General features: G+C 48.6%; 15 protein-coding genes. 9 read left to right on the top strand and 6 right to left on the bottom strand.

Features of this window, described 5'->3' with window-relative positions; genetic code table 11:
• Positions 1–36 precede the first annotated feature (36 nt).
• Both AAC022_RS07370 and AAC022_RS07365 read left to right on the top strand, forming a co-directional pair.
• Positions 37–939, top strand: a complete 903-nt coding sequence (locus tag AAC022_RS07370) for a DUF1559 domain-containing protein (protein ID WP_339729597.1) — start codon at positions 37–39, stop codon at positions 937–939.
• Between the two features lie 275 nt (positions 940–1,214).
• Positions 1,215–1,475, top strand: a complete 261-nt coding sequence (locus tag AAC022_RS07365; RefSeq protein WP_339729595.1) for a hypothetical protein — start codon at positions 1,215–1,217, stop codon at positions 1,473–1,475.
• A gap of 112 nt (positions 1,476–1,587) precedes the next feature.
• On the opposite strand, the gene AAC022_RS07360 is transcribed toward AAC022_RS07365, so the two are convergent.
• Entirely contained in the window at positions 1,588–2,769 is a 1,182-nt protein-coding gene (locus AAC022_RS07360) for an aldose epimerase family protein (protein WP_339729593.1), read from the bottom strand.
• Between the two features lie 607 nt (positions 2,770–3,376).
• Here AAC022_RS07360 and AAC022_RS07355 point away from each other — a divergent pair.
• The 4 genes from AAC022_RS07355 (at position 3,377) to dnaA (ending at position 7,513) form a co-directional block, all read left to right on the top strand.
• Entirely contained in the window at positions 3,377–4,009 is a 633-nt protein-coding gene (locus AAC022_RS07355) for an RNA polymerase sigma factor (RefSeq protein ID WP_339729592.1), read from the top strand.
• A 6-nt stretch (positions 4,010–4,015) separates the two neighbouring features.
• Positions 4,016–4,582 (top strand): hypothetical protein, encoded by a 567-nt coding sequence (locus AAC022_RS07350; RefSeq protein ID WP_339729591.1) that lies wholly within the window; start codon positions 4,016–4,018, stop codon positions 4,580–4,582.
• A gap of 125 nt (positions 4,583–4,707) precedes the next feature.
• Positions 4,708–5,613 carry a GNAT family N-acetyltransferase gene (locus tag AAC022_RS07345; protein ID WP_339729589.1) on the top strand — a complete coding sequence of 302 codons (906 nt, stop codon included), beginning with the start codon at positions 4,708–4,710 and terminating at the stop codon, positions 5,611–5,613.
• Between the two features lie 379 nt (positions 5,614–5,992).
• Positions 5,993–7,513 (top strand): chromosomal replication initiator protein DnaA, encoded by a 1,521-nt coding sequence (gene dnaA, locus AAC022_RS07340; protein ID WP_339729587.1) that lies wholly within the window; start codon positions 5,993–5,995, stop codon positions 7,511–7,513.
• 27 nt (positions 7,514–7,540) lie between these two features.
• Here the strand turns inward: dnaA and AAC022_RS07335 are convergent, their stop codons facing one another.
• From AAC022_RS07335 to AAC022_RS07320, 4 genes are all read right to left on the bottom strand, one after another.
• Complete coding sequence (locus AAC022_RS07335) at positions 7,541–9,847, bottom strand: tetratricopeptide repeat protein (RefSeq protein WP_339729584.1); 2,307 nt, start codon at positions 9,845–9,847, stop codon at positions 7,541–7,543.
• A 472-nt stretch (positions 9,848–10,319) separates the two neighbouring features.
• Entirely contained in the window at positions 10,320–10,949 is a 630-nt protein-coding gene (locus AAC022_RS07330) for a hypothetical protein (protein WP_339729583.1), read from the bottom strand.
• Between the two features lie 161 nt (positions 10,950–11,110).
• Complete coding sequence (locus AAC022_RS07325; RefSeq protein ID WP_339729581.1) at positions 11,111–13,276, bottom strand: pilus assembly protein N-terminal domain-containing protein; 2,166 nt, start codon at positions 13,274–13,276, stop codon at positions 11,111–11,113.
• A 465-nt stretch (positions 13,277–13,741) separates the two neighbouring features.
• The gene (locus tag AAC022_RS07320) at positions 13,742–14,329 is read right to left on the bottom strand and encodes a hypothetical protein (protein ID WP_339729578.1); all 588 of its coding nucleotides are present in this window, start codon (positions 14,327–14,329) and stop codon (positions 13,742–13,744) included.
• A 485-nt stretch (positions 14,330–14,814) separates the two neighbouring features.
• Between AAC022_RS07320 and AAC022_RS07315 the strand changes: the two genes are divergently transcribed.
• Positions 14,815–15,441, top strand: a complete 627-nt coding sequence (locus AAC022_RS07315; protein ID WP_339729576.1) for a hypothetical protein — start codon at positions 14,815–14,817, stop codon at positions 15,439–15,441.
• A 30-nt stretch (positions 15,442–15,471) separates the two neighbouring features.
• On the opposite strand, the gene mtnA is transcribed toward AAC022_RS07315, so the two are convergent.
• Complete coding sequence (gene mtnA, locus AAC022_RS07310) at positions 15,472–16,554, bottom strand: S-methyl-5-thioribose-1-phosphate isomerase (RefSeq protein ID WP_339729574.1); 1,083 nt, start codon at positions 16,552–16,554, stop codon at positions 15,472–15,474.
• Between the two features lie 237 nt (positions 16,555–16,791).
• On the opposite strand from mtnA, the gene AAC022_RS07305 reads away from it, so the two are divergent.
• Both AAC022_RS07305 and AAC022_RS07300 read left to right on the top strand, forming a co-directional pair.
• Entirely contained in the window at positions 16,792–17,466 is a 675-nt protein-coding gene (locus tag AAC022_RS07305) for a DUF1080 domain-containing protein (protein WP_339729573.1), read from the top strand.
• 54 nt (positions 17,467–17,520) lie between these two features.
• Positions 17,521–18,810, top strand: a complete 1,290-nt coding sequence (locus AAC022_RS07300) for a Gfo/Idh/MocA family oxidoreductase (protein ID WP_339729571.1) — start codon at positions 17,521–17,523, stop codon at positions 18,808–18,810.
• Positions 18,811–19,371 lie beyond the last annotated feature (561 nt).

The raw sequence follows: 19,371 nt of genomic DNA, 5'->3' as shown, positions 1-19,371 counted from the left end.
CGATTTCGATTTGAACAGGCGTCTTGGAGTCCAGATATGAAGAGAGTCAAAAATACCCGACGTGGCTTTACTTTGATTGAGCTACTGGTTGTGATCGCGATTATTGCGATTCTGATCGCCTTACTTTTGCCAGCCGTGCAACAGGCACGTGAAGCCGCACGCCGCAGTCAGTGTAAAAACAATTTGAAACAAATTGGGCTGGCGCTGCATAATTACCATGAGACTCACACAGTCTTCCCTTCTGGTTGGATTGGGGTTCAGCCTGGCGTTGGACCGAACGTCGAGTATGGCAGTGGTTGGGGTTGGGGAACAATGGTCTTGCCTTACCTGGATCAAACGCCTCTCTATAGCAAAATAGACTTTAATCTCGATATTAATGCCGCCGCTCAGCCAACAGGCATCATCGACCAGTATCTGACTGTGTTTCGTTGTCCTTCAGATCCAGCCGACAACAAGTTTGATCTCGAAGAAGAAGGAAGTCCGGGAAATGTCCTCGCAACAATGGCAACCGGCAATTATATCGGGGTTTTCGGCAGTGAGGAGTTGGATTATTGCGAAACCGTCCCTGCTGGGACAGCGTGCAAAAGCACGGGGCTCTTCTATCAGAACAGCAATACCCGCTTCCGCGATATTACAGATGGCACATCTCAGACTCTGTTTGTAGGCGAACGCAGAACCGATAAAACCGCTGGCTGGTACTCCACCTGGGTCGGAGCGGTCCCGGAGGGTGAGGAAACATTTGCCCGCGTTCTGGGCGCAACAGACCATGTCCCCAATGATCCCGCAGCTCACTTTGATGATTTCAGCAGCCATCATACAGGAGGAACCCAGTTTCTGTTTGGCGATGGGCGCGTCCGTTTTATCACCGAAAATATCGATCTGGGGGTTTATCAATCTCTGTCGAGTATCAAAGGGGGAGAACTCACCAGCTTCGAATAATTTTGTTTGAAGAAGAGCGACATCACGCAAGCATCAGGCGTAGCATGTTAAGACCAGACATTAAATCAATGTCTGGTCTTTTTTATTGCAATCGGCTGCCGAAGACTCTGTTGAAAAGCATCAGACGGAATCGAAAAAGTCTCATAACAATTGACAAAGTCATAAAACACAACCAGATTCGACTCTTGAGTCTTCCCGACGTTTGACCTAAAATAAGTAGCCCGGCGGGAGTTGTGCCAAATCCTGCCCTCATTGACTTCAGAAAGATTTTTGAAATGAATCGATTCCAACTCACTCTGGTTTGCCTGATCACTTTAATCAGTTGTCCGCAACTCTTCGCTCACCCCGGTCACGGATCAGAGCAAGCCACCAATTCGCAGGGCATCCTGCATTACCTGACAGAGCCGGTGCATTTGATCCCTTTTGCCGCAGTTCTGCTGTTTGTGATCCTGTACGTCGGTGGAAAAAAACTTCTGCAACGCAACCGCGATCAGCGTCAGAAGGCCATCGTCTCCCGTGACAATCAACAACATTAATCGCCTCAGGTGATCCGGGCTGCTACTTCAGCACGCTGGAGAAACGTATGGCTGGCCCGTTGATCAGTCGATGCGCCTCCCACTCAAGCATACAGCTTAGTTTTTGAGATGATCACTCAACCGAGAATTTATGGATGGTCGTCTGTTCGTAAACTTCTCCTGGATTCAAAATCGTGTTCGGAAACTCTGGTTGATTTGGTGAATTGGGAAAATGCTGTGCTTCTAGACACAGTCCACCATGCTTCGGATTTCCGCCACTCGCTTCGGTCCCATCCAGAAAATTACCAGTATAGAACTGAATGCCCGGCTCGGTTGTGAAGATTTCCATGACGCGGCCTGATTCGGGATCTTTAACCCGCGCTGTAAACGCTGGCTGTTTTTCTGCAGGGTTCACAACCCAGCAATGATCATAGCCCCCTTCGACCTGTGCAATTCGCTCGCCAATTTTATGAGCCGAGGTAAAGTCCATCGGCGTTTCTTTGACTGCAGCCAATTTGCCCGTAGGAATCGCTTCATCCGAAACCGGGAGATATTGATCGCAGTTCAGCACCAGTTCCTGATCTAGAATGGTCCCTTTCCCAGCCAGATTCCAATAGCAATGATTGGTCACATTGATCGGCGTGGCCTGATCGCTGGTTGCCGTATAATCGATCTTGAATTCATTCTCATTATTAAGCGTGTAAACCACGTTCAACGTCAGTTTACCGGGATACCCTTCTTCACCATCCGGACTCACCAGATTTAAGCGAACACCTACTTTATCTTTATTAGAAAAACTTTCTGCCGCCCAGACTTTCTTATCGAACCCCTGTTCGCCGCCATGTAAGTGGCTTGGCGGATTATTCTGGGCCAGTTGATATTCTTTGCTATCCAGTTTGAATTTCCCATCGGCAATCCGGTTCGCATAGCGGCCACAGATCGCACCAAAATAAGGACCTTTTTTCTCATACTCTGCTAACGTATCAAATCCGAGCGTGATGTTCTCTGATGTTCCCTCGCGGTCCGGCATATAGACGGCGGTGACAATCGCGCCATAATTAATAATGCTGACGCTCACCCCTTTTTTATTGGAAAGCAAAAACTGAGTGATGTCCTGACCGTCAGCCGTAGTTCCATAAGGCTCACTTTGAATTGCCAATTGAAATTCGTTTCCTGTATTCATTTCAGCATCCTTAGAAGTTTCATTCTCTGAAGCGGCCTTTGAGGAACCAGCCGGGGGCGACTTTTCCTGTGAGCACCCCGTCAACAGAATTAAGATGCCCAACAATCCGCTGCATAATTTCCATTGATTCATCAAAGTATCCTCTTCCTCAGGCCCCATTATATTGACAGGCTCAGTCCTCAATCATCAGCAAACCAGAATAACAAATTCCACCATAAATGTAATGCAGAAACGAAGATTGAATCATGCAAACGTTTCCCCTCTCGCACGAATTCTGGTATGCAGGGCCAATGACTCAATCTAGTTTCCTCTGATTGAAAACCTGCTGTTTCCGTGAAAAAACATCTTCAATCCCTAATTTTTTCACTGTCGTTTCGGACACGACTTGAGACACAACCCCGTGCTGCTATCCCGGCTGATCATTACATTCAACACGAAAGCCAAAACCAAATCGGAATGGTGTATCCGCACGGACACTAAATTTGCGTGAAGATTGCGAGACTCTTATGTTAACCAACCACCTAAACACTTGATAAATATACACTTAAGGAATTAATTGTTTCCTACCCCAAATCCTCCCCAAAACAAAGTTTTGCTAGGTATAATTAAAAGCAGGCACATTGATCAGGAGTCTTTTTTTAGTTCGATTACAGAATTTACAATAAATTCCCATCATTTCTCCCCTCCTTGACGTAATTAAAGTCAAAGCGTGTTATTAACGCGGAGAGGGGAGCTAGACATGCAGTTAGAAATGGTCGATAAAAAAATTGAGGAAAGAGAGTCTCTACCATCTGGTGGTGTAATTAGTGATGCACGTTTGGTAGAAGCAGCTCGCAAGGGTGATGACAATGCATTCGGGGAGTTAGTCCTTCGTTATGAGAGACGGCTCATTCGTGTGATTATCCAGTTTGTCAAGAGCCCGGAATTAGCAGAAGATCTGGCTCAGGATACATTCCTGAAAAGCTACGAACGGCTCGATCAATTCGATACGTCCAGGCGCTTCGGCCCTTGGTTGTTTCGTATTGGAGTCAATCAGGCGCTGGATCACCTGCGAAAGCAAAAGAGAAGAGGCTGGTGGTTATTATTTAGCGACAGCCCTTCTGAAACTCCCTTTGATCCATCCGTACCGGATCCAAGGAATAAACTCGATATTAATCAGGAAGTTCAGGCAATTCTGGGAGAAATTCCCGAAAAGTATCGAACAGTGCTCGTACTTCGAGATCTGGAAAATTTTTCAACTTCTGAAATTGCCGCGATTTTGGATCGCAAAGAAGCGACGATTCGCTGGCGATTAGCTGAAGCGAGAAATCGTTTTCAAAAACTATGGTCTAACCGGCAAAATGTTGAAAACTCCATGTCCGGCAAGGAATAAAAAGACATGTACTGCACGCAATGCAATGGTTTAAAGTCGCGAGTCGCTCTGGCCGTCGGTAACGATTTGTCCGACGCCGAGCTACGACTTCTGGAAAAACAACTACAAAACTGTGAACAATGCCGTTCTCAGTATGATGAACTGCAAAAAAGCTATGAGGCGCTTCAGAAACAATTCGACAGCGCTCCTTTGCCTTCATTGCAGGATAGCGTCTGGCCTCAGGTTTCTGCCAAAATTGCAGCACGTCGTCGGAGAAATCGCCCGACTCAGTTCAATTTTCTCTTACCAACTCTGACAACTGTTGCCTGCTGCCTGGCACTGCTTTTGGTGACAAATTCACCGCAAATAGAGCAACCTGCGTTTGCTCCGGTAACGGGGTCACCGCATCCGGTGGGCCTGCTGGGTAATCATAATCTGAACACCGTCGAAAATAACTTCAGTGCTGTTCAGGATCAGCAATGGGGTTCACCCGAGGGATTATTGAAGGCGAATGGCAACCCCTTTGGCTATAATCTGCCTCGGTTAAGACACGATCTGATAAATTCCCACAACTCACACTCGGTTAAATTTTAAGAACTCCTCTCCTTTCCCAACTAAGGCTGGTCAATCGACCAGCCTTTTTTTTATGATACCTGCTGAAATCGCTTTTTCGTGTTAAGCGTATGAAGGTCCTCTGACTCGGGAAATGAAATCTGCCAATGTCCATTACCGTCTCTCTCGCCACTACTGAGGAACAGTCTGAAGCGTCTGCATACATTTTTGCAGATTCATCGGAAGCAGAACGAGAGATACAAATCCAGGAATTTCTCGAATCAATCAATGGTGGAAAAAATGACCGGCACCAGATTCTAATTGCCAGAGAGGACGGAATACTGGTCGGTGCAGGCGTGCTGGTTTTTACAGATTCTGCGACAGCCTTCTTCTGGCCTCCCTTTACTAATAGTAACGATTGCGCCGACGCCATTTTACAGGAGATGGTCACACGGATTGATCGTTCAGAGGTTAGCATCGGTCAGTCGTTGCTCAACCCGGGACAACTCACTCAACGAAAGATCTTGACTCGAAATGGCTTTCCCCACCTGACCGACCTGCTCTTCATGAGACACCCTCTGACGAAACTCAGTCAATCCGCTGCATTGGAACAGGAACCGCTCGCATGGGTGAAATATGATGAACAGCAAAACCGCCAGAGATTTCTGGATCTCCTGGACCTGACTCATCAAGCTTCGCATGATTGTCCCGTATTGAATGACATTCGCACCGCAGAAGAATCACTCGAATCACATCGCAGTTCAGGTGATTCTGACCAGGAGCAATGGTACCTGTTTCATCGGGCGGGAATTGACTTAGGCGTACTCCTGTTATCGGAGCACCGGGACGATAAGGTCTGGGAAGTGGTCTACATGGGAGTCGCTCCCGAACAGCGGGGACTCGGCTATGGAAGTGCCTTTATTCAGCACGGAATACAACAGGCACAGGCCCAAAACCAGTCCGCCGTCATCCTCGCCGTTGATCACAAAAATTCGTATGCGATAAAGATTTACGAAGATTTGGGATTTGTCAGACAAAACACTTTAAGCGTCCACGCACGACTACGTTCATAATTCCCTCAAAATAAACCAAATATTCATTAACATGTTTTGAACAACAGTCTGTTCTGCCTGATAAAAAAAAATTCGCCAAATTTGTGATTTTCTACTGGTAAAAGGGCTTTTGATTTCGGTCTCAGAATTCTGAAAAATTTCCTCTCCGTTTCTGTTTGACTCTTTGCCAATTCAAGCTAGTATCGGAATCACTGAATGAGTAAACGCAGCGTCGGCTAAGACAATTGCCTGAGATCTTTTCGACGCTGTTATCAATGGAGCTTTTTAGCGCATCATTTCCAAATATACCTCACAACCATGATCGATACTGATTAAAGCAGGATTTCGCTTTTTCATGTATTATGGGTGGGAATTTTGCGCGCGGGGGGGAGGGTGCAAGATGCAACCCACGTCTTTGGCAGTGGAGGGTGCGCTTTGTGCTTCGGCAGCAAAGCGACCAACGGAAGCCAAGCTGGGGCCTGCGACAACTGAATCTAATGCGCAATCAATCTACCGATTGCTCGCGCAGCAGGTCGGTGAACGTAGCTTCCAGAACTGGTTTGCAGGAAAAGTCAGTCTCAAACTGGAGGGGAACTTCCTCATCGTAGGAGTGGCCAGCCCGTTTTTACTGACCTGGATGCAGAAAAAGTTTTCCTCCCCCATTAATGCCACCGCCATCGCCTGTATTGGTCCTTCGGCCGAATATCGGTTTGAAGTGATTCCCGAACTGGCAAATTCGGAGAACAGTAAATCTGCAAACGCAAAATCGGCAGATGTGGACGCAGATCACTCGACTGACTCCACAACGACCACTTTAAAAGCGAAACCAGAACGCGAACGGCTTGATCAAAATCAAGCGCGCAAACAGGCTCCCTATAAAGGAAGACACTTTTCCGATCTCAGTTCGTTTGTTACCGGAAAATCCAATCAACTGGCCTTTATGGCGGCCCAGCAAGCCAGTGATGAACCCGGAGCGCTGTATAATCCGTTATTTATCCACGGCGGTGTCGGAGTTGGCAAGACTCACCTGCTGGAAGGATTCTACCGCAAGGTTCGGCAGCAATACCCATCTCTGCAGGTTGTTTTTCTGACAGCGGAATCATTCGGAAACTATTTCTCGAAAGCATTGCACGAACGATCGTTGCCCGGTTTTCGCCATCGATTTCGAAATGTCGATGTTCTGATCATTGATGACATCGATTTCTTTGAATCCAAACGCATGTTTCAGGAAGAACTGCTGCATACGATCAAACATCTGGAAAGCCATGGTCGGCAGCTGGTTTTCTCGTCCGACAGACATCCCCGTCTGTTGACCAAAATGAGTGAGGAATTAACGACGCGGTTTCTGTCAGGCTTAGTCTGCCGTATGGAATCACCGGAAACCGAATTGCGGCTCGAAATTGCCCGTCAGCGTGCCCTGAAATTAAAAACCCGTATCACTGAGGGCGCGTTGGAATATGTCGCCAAACGCTTTACAAATAATGTACGGGAACTGGAAGGCGCCATCAACTGCCTGCAAACCTATCAGGTCATGACCAGCCAAAAGATCACCACCTCAATGGCACGCCAGATCCTGGCCGACCTTGAACGGGACTGCATCCGGATTATCAAACTGGATGATATTAAGCAAATCGTCTGCAATACATTTGGAGTCTCCGAGGCCGACTTGAAATCGTCACGCAGATCCAGGAATATCAGCCAACCTCGTATGCTGGCAATGTTTCTCGCCCGAAAACTGACCCAAGCCGCTTATAGTGAAATCGGCGACTTCTTTGGCGGTCGCAATCACAGCACTGTCATGTTCGCCGAAAAACAGGTGCGAAAATGGCTCCAGAATCACTCGTCCATCCAAGTCGCACTACAGGAATGGCCGACGGAAGAGATTATCGAATCGCTGGAACAGCAGCTCCTGGCCAGTTAACCCCTGAAATCAGCATTCACACACCAATCAATACTGCCCCTGTTGAGTGGGAAAGCGATATTGTGAACCGGACTGTTCCCTTGTCGGCTGGCCTGTACCCCACTGAAAGGGAGACGATGACTGTGGGTTCGTATTCTGGTTGCTCAATACCTGTCTCTGGTTTTGCCCTGGATTCATCCCATTAGGATAGGTGTTTTGCCGAAGCCCCTGATCCTGATCTGAATTCATCGTCCGCATGTTGGCTGGCGCGACTGCCGGATTACTGGAATACATGGCAGACGGAGGGAGTCTGGAAGGAACCTGTTGAACACCCTGGTATTGTAATGAGGCATTCATCACAGCCCCTTGAGGGTTGGCTTGATTGGCATACTCATATCCTGCCTGCGTGATCGCCCCGGAGGACTGTTGCTGATAAATCGGCTGCCCGACCTGCGCCTGTTGTATATTTTGGCCGCCTGGTCGAAACACATTTTGTGCCGGTACTTGTGCGGAAGCAGGTAGAATTGTTCCCGCATGCATTTGAGCACTCATTGACGGGGAACCGTTTGAATTGTTCGGGCTCACCTCAGCAACAGGAAACATCTGACCGGGCCCCAGGTTCATTCCGGTCCGCGCCGCTTCCCGAATCAGCTCCTGGTCACTTTGCTGCTGGATATTACCCGAAGCAGGTTGCCCCTGCTGAGAGCGAGACTGTGTCGCATTGATTCGGTAACCAGGATACTGCCCTGGAACCTGATATTGGTTACCATATAAGGGTTGTCCCGCCCGGGGAACATTCGCAGGCATCCTCTGCTGTGGAACTTGTTGCCCGCGCATTTGCTGGCCTCCGCGAGGCAGATTCTGATTCTGGCCCTGCTGCTGCGGCTGTAACCCCCGCACAATTGAATTCTGATAAGATTGGTTTTGAAGCTGTCTCTGAGGAGCTTGGCGTAGTTGTCGCTGGTTCTGGTTCAGTTGTATTTGCTGTTGTTGTTGCTGGAATTGATTCTGTTGCTGCTGTTCTTTCAATGCCCAATAGTTTGATGCCTGCACAGCCTGTGCGATTCCCGGATCACCAACGGGTGGCCAGGCCTCAATCTGAGTTGATCCGGCTGCAGGCACAGCGACGGTAGAATTCGGCTCCGAGGGAGCGGGCATTAATGGCTGTGAGTTTTGATAATGACCAGTCGGCATTGGTGAACCGGAAAACTGCCCCGCCATTGCCTGATTCGGATTGATGGCAGGCAGTTGTTGTGCTGCACCACGCGCCTGGATTGCTTTGTCCCGTTCGCGTTTCATCATCTCGGCAATCTGTAACGTCGGATTATTCGCAGCTTGCGACATCGTGAGCTCAGATGGTGCCTGAGGATTCCCCGTCGCAGCGTATTGAACTGGCTGTTGATAATCTGTCTGTATTTGCCCCACGGGTTGAATCTGGGGGACTGAGTTGTCTGGAGCAACCATCTGCACTGGATTCTGTTTCTGTACCTGATACTGCATCTGTTGCGGTGTCATACTTGCCTGAGCTGATGACTGATTCGGATCTACACCTGGAAACAGTTGCGCAAATTTCAGTTGTGCCTGTGCTTCATCGCCCGTTATCCGAAACAAAGCCAGTGCCTGCTCGTACTGTCCCGTTCGCCCGTAGAACCAGCCAAGATGATCAAGCGAACGAACATGACCGGACTGATATTTCAGTGCCTCTTGTAAATACCGTTCACCATAATCATCGCGTCCCTGTAACATATAAGAATAACCGATATCACTAAGTAGATCGGAATTCGTCGGATCTAATTTGAGTGCGCTCAGGTAATAGGCTTCTGCTGCAGGGAAATTCTGCTTTTTATCTTCAATGATCGCCAGACGATGCAAGGCTTCAAAGTTATTCGAATCCTTTGAAATCACCCGTTGATAGTAACCCTGTGCTTTCTCAAAATCCCCTGCCCGGTCAGCATCATATGCCAGATTCAATTCGTGTAGCACGTTCGATTTATCTGTCGCGAGATCCGGCTGTTGGATCGTGTTTGGATTAGTACTCAGAGGTAAAGCCTGAGATTCTACTTTCGCTGTCAGACGATTCAGTATTTCGTCTTGGGCCGAACGTTCAGCCAGGTTCTCGGGAGATTCTGATTCCGCGTTTCGCTGCTGTCTCTCAAAACGACTTTTTTTACGTTCAACTGCCATTGCTTCGCGCAGATTTTTCTGGATCGCCGATTCATCCTCCGTTTCAGTCGAATTTTGAGAGAGTGTCTCGTTTTTCAACAAGCGGCGAGAAAAAGGAGCAGACTGGCATCCATACAATAAAATGCAGCAGAATGACAGCATAACAGTATGTTGAAACATTCGAGTTTTCATCGGGTATCAACCTTGATTCAGCAAGTGCAGAGCAGATTACTCTGCTTCGTTTGATTCAATAATTTCTTCAAAGCCATTCATCAAAAGCAGCTACAACAGCGAGGTTCCTGAAGAGACAGCACAAACGTGTGATCGTTGCCTGGATCAGAATCGACTGTGTAAAGGCTGCTTCGACTGAATGAATAGCCAAGAAATAGGATTATGATTTAGGGGAATTTTTGAGAGATATGATTCGATTTGAGATTCAGGCAAGGATTCTATGCCGTTTCGCAAATTGTGTCGATACGAATCTGAAAAACTAATTCCCGACACGCGTTTCCGAGCAGACTCACGCGAATGCAGCCCGAATAAATCCCTTTAAACCACTGTCAAATAAGCATTTAAAAACGCCATAAAAGCAAGGCTCTTATGGCGTTTTGATATTTTTTTGAAGACCTGAATTCAGGTCACGTTAACAGTAATTTCGCTGGAATTAAAATCCGCCGCCACCGCCGCCGCCGAAGCCACCACCACCGAATCCGCCGCCGCCGCCACCGCCGCCACCACCAGCCCCGCCAATTCCTCCGCGTGTTGAGATGAAACGGTAATAATCAATTTCGGCTTCGCGTGAATTCAAAGAACGGCCATACGTCGTCGAGACAATCGTCCGCTGATCAGCATCCTGATTTCCCAGGTCCGTTAAAATCCGGGCAATCAGCTGTCGTCGATATGCGTCCAGTTCGGGCGCGTAGTTGTTATCACTCCGCTCCACAATCACTGGATAAGGATTGCTTCGCATTCGTGCCCCAATTTCGAGAATGTGGTCTTTCCCATTAGTAGTGAGCTCGGCACTATTCTCAACAAACTCATTACGGTTGATAATGAAATCGACGGCTTCTGCGTTGGATTCCATTGTGTGATAGTGCGCACGATTCACGCTGCCTAGTGGATAGACTTCTGGAATCGCAAAGGAACGCTTATGGATTCCCCAATTGCCTCCGCCGCCGCCCCAGTGGCATTTTTTTCCACACTTCCCTCCTCCCCAGCTGCAGCAACCGGCAACCAGCACTACGCAGGTAGTGGAAAGGATCATTTTATGAAATATTGATAGTCGGGCCATCATGTCCCTCAATTAGTTTAACGACGTTTTTTGCATTTATGATTTCCAGCATCCAACTTCACTTTTAAAGTCAAGCGAAATCGAATCTGGTTTCAAAACCAGGAATGATGTTCTAACTGATTTCACACAGATAGAAATAACTGATTCATCACTCTGGGAATTAACTACCTTGACTTGCTCCAGGGATATTTTGAACGGCTTTTCTGAGGTTCGGCAGATTCCCGTCTCATTCGGGGATCCACATAACCAGCCGGTTGTACCCAGGTATTATTGTCAGTTGTCCTGTTTTGGAATCGCTCTTTGATCATCTGAGTGAATCCACGCTGATTCTGTTGTTGCGAGAGACTGTCCTGATAAGGGCCCGCTGAATGAGCCTGCGGCCCACTGACCCCCGGTGCCGGTGGTGGAGGTAATGGCTGATGCTGGTTCGAACGAATCGGTCCTGGTGGTCGAACCGGTCTCGGCTGAGCCGGGAACGTGCTCCCTCTTTGAGGAATTGGCTGTGTTGTTGGCCCTTGTTGAAACGTTCCCGTGTTCATCGGCGGATAATAAGGCGAAGCAGGTGCCGGATTAAACATGCGATACCCAACGGGGACCCCTTGACCTGCCTCACGACCGTAAGGTTGTAACTGATAAACCTCTTTGTCCGGAGCCCCTTCTGTCATGGCATATTTATATAGCTCTTTATCCCCTGGAACCGTCACTTCAAATCCGGGATAAGGTGGCACTTCGTCTTCTTCCATCGGCCGAACCAGCTGCGGTGTTACTGTAATCAATAATTCCGATTCCCCTCGACTCGACGTTTTCGAACTGAAAAGATAACTGCCTATGAGTGGAATTTCTCCCAGCCAGGGAATCCGCGTGACCCCCACTGAAGAATCACTGCCGAATAAACCAGCCAGAACAATCGTCTGCCCCTCGCGGAGTTCGACTGTCGTCTGGGCTCTCCGGGAATTCAAACCGGGGATCCCCTGAACAGAGTTGGAATCGTTAATCTGACTGTATTCCGGAGTGATTTGCATTCGAATCAAATCTTTGTCGATCACAATCGGTGTTACCACAATCGAGGTACCAAAACCGCGGAATGTGGTGGACGTTCCCTGGGCTCCTCCGACACCAACAATCGTCGGCACGGCGAATTCACCCCCGGCAAGAAAACTCGCCGAGTGACCGCTTAATACGGTTAACGTTGGTCGAGCCATAATTTTCGTGGTGCCGTTCTGCGCTAATGCATTGATCAGTACATTCACTTCACCAGCTTCGAAAATTCCTGTCAGCGTGGAAGGAACTCCCCCCATCGTCGAACCAATAAATTGGCGACCATTGTCAAACAGAACGCTTATATCAACGCCCAGCTGCCGCATCATCGTACGGTTCATCTGAGCAATCGTCACATGGATCATCACCTGAAATTCGCCGGGAATCTCCAGCATATTCACAATTAACGAAGAGGCATAATCGTAATTGACTCCCGCATACGTAGAGTCTACACCAGCCCCGCCATAGCCGGCACCCGTTGCATAAGGCTGAGGACCTCCCAAATTTCCGTCAAAGTTGATCACTTCACCACGGATCACTGAAAGAATATTCGCAGCCTCTGACGCATCGGAAGCTTCCCCTTTCACAATGATCTTTCGTGATAGAGGAATCAGGTAGACTTTACTGTTTGGAAACAGAACCGCAATTTTGCGTTCCAGTTTGCCGTAATCAATCCGTCGCTGGCCTTCCAAACTCGGATCCTGAATTGTATGAACCAGGTAAGTAATCGGGGTATCATCCCCTTCAAACCAGAGTGTTAAAGTCGTCGTCCCCATCTGCAAGCCAACAATCGAAATTTCGGTCGGCGAGTAGGTGACAAATTCGATTATCGAAGGATCGGCAATCGCATACCGCCGAATTCGTGAATTTGTGATGATCAATTGACTCCGGCGGATGATGATTTCCATTTCATCAAAAATCCCCGGCGTCGAACGAATCTGTGACGGTAAAGGTTTTCTTGTAATACGTCCTGTATCCTGCACCATCTGAATCCGTGGACCACGTGTCTGGTGCTGCACATTCTGGATCGGAATCATTCCCTGAGGAATCTGTTGTGCTTGCTGATATTGACCGGAGTTGCCCACAGGCATCTGACTCGGTGCTGGCGCATACTGAACCTCTCTTTGACCAGAAGGAGGTGGCTGCTGCAACATGGATGGCCCTTGGGCCTGCGCAGTCTGAGACACCGATAATGAAATCGTAATCACAATCGCGATCAACTGAATCGCGTTATGAGATCGATGTCTCTCAAATAATCGAATTGCCGGTCCGTGGCAGTTCTGCTTGAACATCCGCAGTTGCTCCCCAATTACCTGCAAAGAGGAAAAAGGTAATTCGCGTTATATCAATGTTGTTGTCAGGTTAAATCGTCGCCCGAAAATGCGGAACGATATGATTCAGAACCCGTATTTATATCTAATCTATGACAGTATGTTTTCCTTAACATACTGTTAAACAATTACTTCAGGGCATGTTTCAATTCGCGGCGATCAATTCAAAATTGGGGCAATTTATCCAAATTCAAGAAATAGAGAACGCAACTCGGGTAGATACATACCACATTGTATTGTTTGTATCGGCTAATCATGAAAAGAGGATTAGAATGGTTCGACTTAATTTTCCTCTTCTATCGCGCATCACACGGGTAAACCCTTATAAATCAGTAACAAAAAAAAACGCCCCGGCGGAAAACCGGGGCGTTAGAAGCTAACAACAATTCAACGTCTACTGATTACTACATTCGCTTGGTATAGAGATTACCAGCGATAATTTGTATCGCGGTTGTAAGTCGGAGCGCCCGGATTATACCAAGGTCGGCGGTAACTATAAGATGGGAACCGCAAATGACCATATTCATTTGATCGATAAAACCCGGGACCAAAATGACGTGTATAAGGATCTGAGGACAGCTCCTGATTCTGCATTCCGGTGTTTGCTTCATTGTGACCACCAAACCAGGTCTGCCCGGCTCGTATACCTACGTTCGGCCCAGCCATACCATAAGTACCGCCAGAACCTTGAGTCGCACTATAGTAATAAGGTGACCCTACTTGCGGAACCACATTATTGGGCAACCAATATTGATTGCCGCCTTGAACATACGGACCACCTCGATAACCGGGCACCGGACGAGTCAACGCATCCGGATTTGCAGCAGGACCAGCTTGCGGCTGAATTTGCGCGTTCGCCCCCGGGTCTGGCTGTGGTGCCACATTACCTGGCGGAGGCGGCAATGTGACTGATTTTCCCAAGTCAGCACCGGGGATGACAACATCATCGGCGTAGACAAATCCGGAGCCGACGAAAATCATCACCATCATCGTTGTGATTTTAATCTGTTGCATAATTGCTCTCTTACACCTCATGTAAGTTTTTCAAAATATTATCATGATGATGAACAGGCACATTCATCACACTATTAATAACTGCGTCTCGCTTCGTCAGTTCGAATCTATCAATGATCGCGATGCATGCCGCAGGACATCTAAGTGACATCACTCGCGTCTACTTTCAAACCTACACCATTTTTTGATACGAAGCGGAATCGCACGATTTTTTTTGAAATCTAAGCACGGTTTCGGCAGATCCTGCCGGTCCATTTTCACTGGATGATCTAACCCGATTTGAAAATATTCAGGTTGTAGCGCGCGTATGTGATTTTCATCTTGCGAATTTTGTGATGAACCTGAAGGAAAGACCGTTGGATCTACCGATAAATAAGAGTAAGGGAGAGTCTCTCTCTCATAACAAGCTTAACGATTGTGCCAGTTCACAGAGCATCGTCTCTGTCTGTTTGATACAGTCTGTTTGATACAGAGGAATTTCAGATATGTCGACGACCATTTTTGCCATTGCCATTGCTGCTGCTGTCAGCGGAGATCCTATGATTTCGAGCGGCCCTTATGGCGCTACTGAAGTTCCCTACGAGTCAAACTACCCCATGACCAGCGAAGGAGTCACAAGCGGAATCTATGGAGACCCGCTTTATCCGTTCGATTCCCAATACCCCTGGCAGCATGGCTACTTTCAGGAAATCTCTCCTTATAGCGGCTATCACTATTTTAAACCGTATAACTACCGGAATGTGCTCTCTCAAACACAGACCGCATCTGGATGGGGTATTACGCCTCAATTAGCTTACTCCCAGCATTTCTGGAATCGATATCAGGAACAGGCAACCTGGAAAAACTATGCTCTGCCTCCCCGCGAACAAGACATCGAAGAAATCCAGAAAAGGAAAAGAGCGTATCAGGAAAAACAACGCAACTCTTCCTATCTGCAGCAACAGCCTGCCATGGTACCGGTTCAATATCAGACAGCACGACCTTATCCACAACAGAGCACGTATCAGCAGCCACAGTCACAATATCAACAACAGCCCGTGCAGCCGCAGTATCAGCAAACGGCACCCGGATACAATCAGGCACCGGGATACAATCAGGAACCACGCTACTAAGATTCAGAACATTCGCCTTTCATCTCGACTTCAAGCAGGGTCAGAAGAAAGCACGCGCAAGACTTCCTCTTTCGTCACAGGCTGAATCAAACCGCGCTCGGTGATGATCCCTTGAATGTATTTCGCAGGTGTCACATCAAACGCGGGGTTGTAAACATCGACTCCGTCGGGCGCGGTCTGCTTGCCAAAACCATTGGTAATCTCTTCTGGCAGACGTTCTTCAATTGGAATTTCCTCGCCACTCTCCAGACTCAAATCAAACGTGCTGGAAGGTGCTGCAATATAAAACGGAATCTCGTGTAAACTGGCGAGCAGAGCTACGGAATACGTACCGATTTTATTCGCCGCATCGCCATTTGCGGCAATTCGATCGGCGCCGGTCACCACCGCCTGAATTTTCTTTTCCTTCATCACCCAGCCCGCCATCGAATCACTGATCAGCGTCACGGGAATATTGCGCTGCATTAGCTCCCATGTTGTTAAACGGGCTCCCTGCAACAACGGTCTCGTCTCGTCGGCATAAACGTGAATCCCTTTTCCCTGTCGGGCCGCTTCAAAGAAGACCGCCAGCGCCGTCCCTCCTCCTGAAGTCGCCAGTCCACCCGCGTTGCAGTGCGTAAGAACCCCGTCCCCTTTTGAAAGCAAGTTCGCTCCCACCTCACCAATTTGATGACACATCTTCAAATCTTCGATCTCAATCAGCCGCGCTTCTTCCAGCAACAGCTTGTGCAATTCAGAATTAGCAAGATTCGGAGAACGCTCTGCCAGCTTTTGCATCCGATCCAATGCCCAGAACAGATTGACGGCGGTCGGCCTGCTTTCTGCTAAATACGTCGCAGCTTCAATTAATCTTTGATCGAAGTCAGGCCGCTCAGACCCCGAACCGGTTTGTAATGCCAGCACTAGTCCATAAGCGGCAGCAATCCCAATCGCCGGCGCACCACGAACACGCAGTTTCTTAATCGCTTCCCAAACCGTTTCTACATCACGACATTCGATTTCTCGAAACTCCATCGGCAGCAATGTCTGGTCGATCATCTGCAGATATCCATCTGTTCCGCCAACCCAGCGCATCGTCGCAACATCAGCTCCTGTTTGATTCTCTAAATTCATATCCGTTCTGCTTCTATATTAAATGACAATGTTTGTGATCCATTTTCACATATCATAGCGATTCTAATCAAAATTAGCTCAAACAAAAAACCATGCGCTTTCACCGGGTTTTCCATTGATTCTAGTAAACGCACTTTGGTATGCTCGATCCTGCACACCTTTTTAAAGATCCTTAAATATCACAGGGTTTTCCTTCCTGACTTACTTGTCATTGCGAAATATCAAGGAACCAACACGATGCTTCAATTCACGACCCAAAAATTCACTGCTCTTTGTCTGTTGGCGTTCGCCAGTCTTTCTGTAACCACTCTGATTGCAGAAGAACATTGCGACAGCGATTTTGTCAACATCTTCAATGGTAAAAACCTTGATGGGTGGCAAGGCGACACCAAAGGCTATTACGCAAAAGACGGCATGCTCGTCAGCAAAAAAGACAGCGGCGGCAATCTCTTCACCGACAAAGAATACAAAAACTTTGTCCTGCGGTTTGACTTCAAACTCGAACCCGGCGCCAATAACGGCATCGGATTCCATGTGCCACGTCATCCCAAAACCAGCCCTGCCTACGCCGGGAAAGAAGTCCAGATCCTCGACGACTCGGCTGAAAGATATGCCAAGCTTCAGAAATACCAGTACCACGGTTCGCTCTATGGCACCGCTGCTGCCGAACGCGGTCACCTCAAGCCAGTCGGTGAATGGAACACACAGGAACTTCTCGTCGATGGCAATAAAGTCAAAGTCACTTTGAACGGCAAAACCATTGTCGACTTCGATATGACCGACGCCAAGAAAAACGGTACCATCGACCACAAAGATCACCCCGGCCTGAAACGGGACAAAGGGCACATCTGCCTGTGTGGTCATGGCGCGAAAATCGAGTTCAAAAACTTCCGCATCAAAGAACTCAAGTAAGCTGCAGAAGTAGTCGCTTCGATTATTCCTTATTTTGAAACAGGAACAGTACGCATGAATTCTGAAAAGAAAGTGGCTTCGTCTGAAGTCACGCGCAGAAGTTTCCTCCAGACTGGCGGCACCGTCGCTGCCGGCCTGGCTTGGACCGCACAAAGCTACGGCAGCATTCTTGGCGCCAACGACCGGATTCGCGTCGGCTTCATCGGCGCAGGCGGCATGGCCAACGCCCACATGAATACATATAACGCGATCAAGGATCAAAACAACCTGGAAGCCATCGCGGTTGCCGACTGTTGGAAAAAGCGCGCCGAAGAAGGCAAAACCAAAACCGGTGCCAAGCATGCCTTTGACGACTATCGCAAAGTTCTGGAAATCAAAGATATCGACTACGTCACTATCGCGACTCCAGAACACTGGCACGCGCAGATGACCATCGACGCTCTGGATTCCGGCAAACCCGTCTATTGTGAAAAACCAATGACGCACAGCATTCCCGAAGCGCAAGCGGTCATCAAAAAACAAAAAGAGACCAAGCTGCCGATTCAGGTCGGCGTGCAAGGCATGTCCGACGATTCCTATTCCTCTGCCGCCAAAGCGATCGAAGAAGGCGTTATCGGTCAGGTCGTTCAGGCACAAATCGAATACGTCCGTCGCTACGGTTCGCAAGGCCCCTGGCGTCGTCCCGGTCTCAAAGACGATGAACCCAAACCGGCCGACCTGAACTGGGACGCCTGGCTCGGACACGCTCCCAAAATTGACTGGAACCCGCATCACTACTTTGAATGGCGTAACTATGCTCAATACTCGGGCGGCATCTGCACCGACCTCTTCATTCATCGTATCACACGGATCATGAAAGCCTGCAACCTGCTCTATCCGCGCCGCGTCGTCGGCATGGGGGGGATCTGGCAGTGGAATGATGGGCGCAACCTGCCCGACAACTTCGAAATGATCTGCGAATACCCGCGCGGCATGACCGTTTATGTGCTGGGAACGATGAGCAACCGCGTTGGCATCGATCATCTGATTCGTGGCTATCGCGGCACCCTCTACTTCACCCGTGAAGGCTGGGTCGCGAAAGACAAAGACGACAAGGTCCTCGCAGAACATAAAAAATCGGGTGCAGAAGACACCAAGCTGCATCACACCAATCTGCAGAATCATCTGCGGAACGGCGAAGCACTCAACTGTCCCAGCGAACTGGGTCTGGCAGGGGTCGTCGCGGTAAACATGGCCAATGAGTCCTGGCGATCCGGACAGATGATGGGCTGGGATACCAAAAACGAAAAAATGGCTCCTGCCAACACTCTGGAACTCAGCCACGTTCCTGAAACCAATTCTTGAACCGGATGCGCGCATGTCGCAAATCCTCAATAAATGAATTCAGGTTGACAGATTCAGGAATCGACCAACCTACAAAAACGCCCTTTCCTAACATCCAGTAATCGCGTCGCGCGCGAGAACACTACTGGTTCAGCTGAAACTTCTGAACCACTGAAATAATCAGCAGTATAAAACTCCCTTGTTTCAGCACTTTTTTCCAAACCACTGCGCGCCTGCACCTCAGTTATCAAACCACATCGAACGACATCACACCGACTTCGTTTACTTTCACAATGACTTCGTAACACTTCATCACTCCTTCGCAAGACAAAGTTTGTCGCTTCTCCTTGACTCCCCCACGCCCCTGAAGATGATTCACACAAGTCATTCATACTCCACGAAAATGATCTCAGTAAGCCCGAATGTAATTCAGAAGCCCAGGTAGGGGCGCCCCTATGTGGTCGCCCGCAATATCGACGTGGTTTATGAATGTTCTTCGGAATGTGGTAACCAACCCCTTCCCAGGCATGATACGAAGTTGAATACCGCCAGGCGGGCAGGCACATAGACCTGCCCCTACCA

It is taken from the genome of uncultured Gimesia sp. (assembly GCF_963976445.1).
Classification (GTDB): domain Bacteria; phylum Planctomycetota; class Planctomycetia; order Planctomycetales; family Planctomycetaceae; genus Gimesia.
Note: the sequence above shows the minus strand (reverse complement) of the source record. Positions and strands in the feature narration are given on the sequence as shown.

Bases quoted from the DNA above. Each gene is read 5' to 3' on its own strand.
- AAC022_RS07345 (WP_339729589.1), top strand. From the start codon at position 4,708: ATGTCCATTACCGTCTCTCTCGCCACTACTGAGGAACAGTCTGAAGCG.
- AAC022_RS07320 (WP_339729578.1), bottom strand. From the start codon at position 14,329: ATGCAACAGATTAAAATCACAACGATGATGGTGATGATTTTCGTCGGC.
- AAC022_RS07315 (WP_339729576.1), top strand. From the start codon at position 14,815: ATGTCGACGACCATTTTTGCCATTGCCATTGCTGCTGCTGTCAGCGGA.
- AAC022_RS07360 (WP_339729593.1), bottom strand. From the start codon at position 2,769: ATGAATCAATGGAAATTATGCAGCGGATTGTTGGGCATCTTAATTCTG.
- AAC022_RS07300 (WP_339729571.1), top strand. From the start codon at position 17,521: ATGAATTCTGAAAAGAAAGTGGCTTCGTCTGAAGTCACGCGCAGAAGT.
- AAC022_RS07330 (WP_339729583.1), bottom strand. From the start codon at position 10,949: ATGATGGCCCGACTATCAATATTTCATAAAATGATCCTTTCCACTACC.
- mtnA (WP_339729574.1), bottom strand. From the start codon at position 16,554: ATGAATTTAGAGAATCAAACAGGAGCTGATGTTGCGACGATGCGCTGG.
- AAC022_RS07355 (WP_339729592.1), top strand. From the start codon at position 3,377: ATGCAGTTAGAAATGGTCGATAAAAAAATTGAGGAAAGAGAGTCTCTA.
- AAC022_RS07305 (WP_339729573.1), top strand. From the start codon at position 16,792: ATGCTTCAATTCACGACCCAAAAATTCACTGCTCTTTGTCTGTTGGCG.
- AAC022_RS07370 (WP_339729597.1), top strand. From the start codon at position 37: ATGAAGAGAGTCAAAAATACCCGACGTGGCTTTACTTTGATTGAGCTA.
- AAC022_RS07350 (WP_339729591.1), top strand. From the start codon at position 4,016: ATGTACTGCACGCAATGCAATGGTTTAAAGTCGCGAGTCGCTCTGGCC.
- AAC022_RS07335 (WP_339729584.1), bottom strand. From the start codon at position 9,847: ATGAAAACTCGAATGTTTCAACATACTGTTATGCTGTCATTCTGCTGC.
- dnaA (WP_339729587.1), top strand. From the start codon at position 5,993: ATGCAACCCACGTCTTTGGCAGTGGAGGGTGCGCTTTGTGCTTCGGCA.
- AAC022_RS07365 (WP_339729595.1), top strand. From the start codon at position 1,215: ATGAATCGATTCCAACTCACTCTGGTTTGCCTGATCACTTTAATCAGT.
- AAC022_RS07325 (WP_339729581.1), bottom strand. From the start codon at position 13,276: ATGTTCAAGCAGAACTGCCACGGACCGGCAATTCGATTATTTGAGAGA.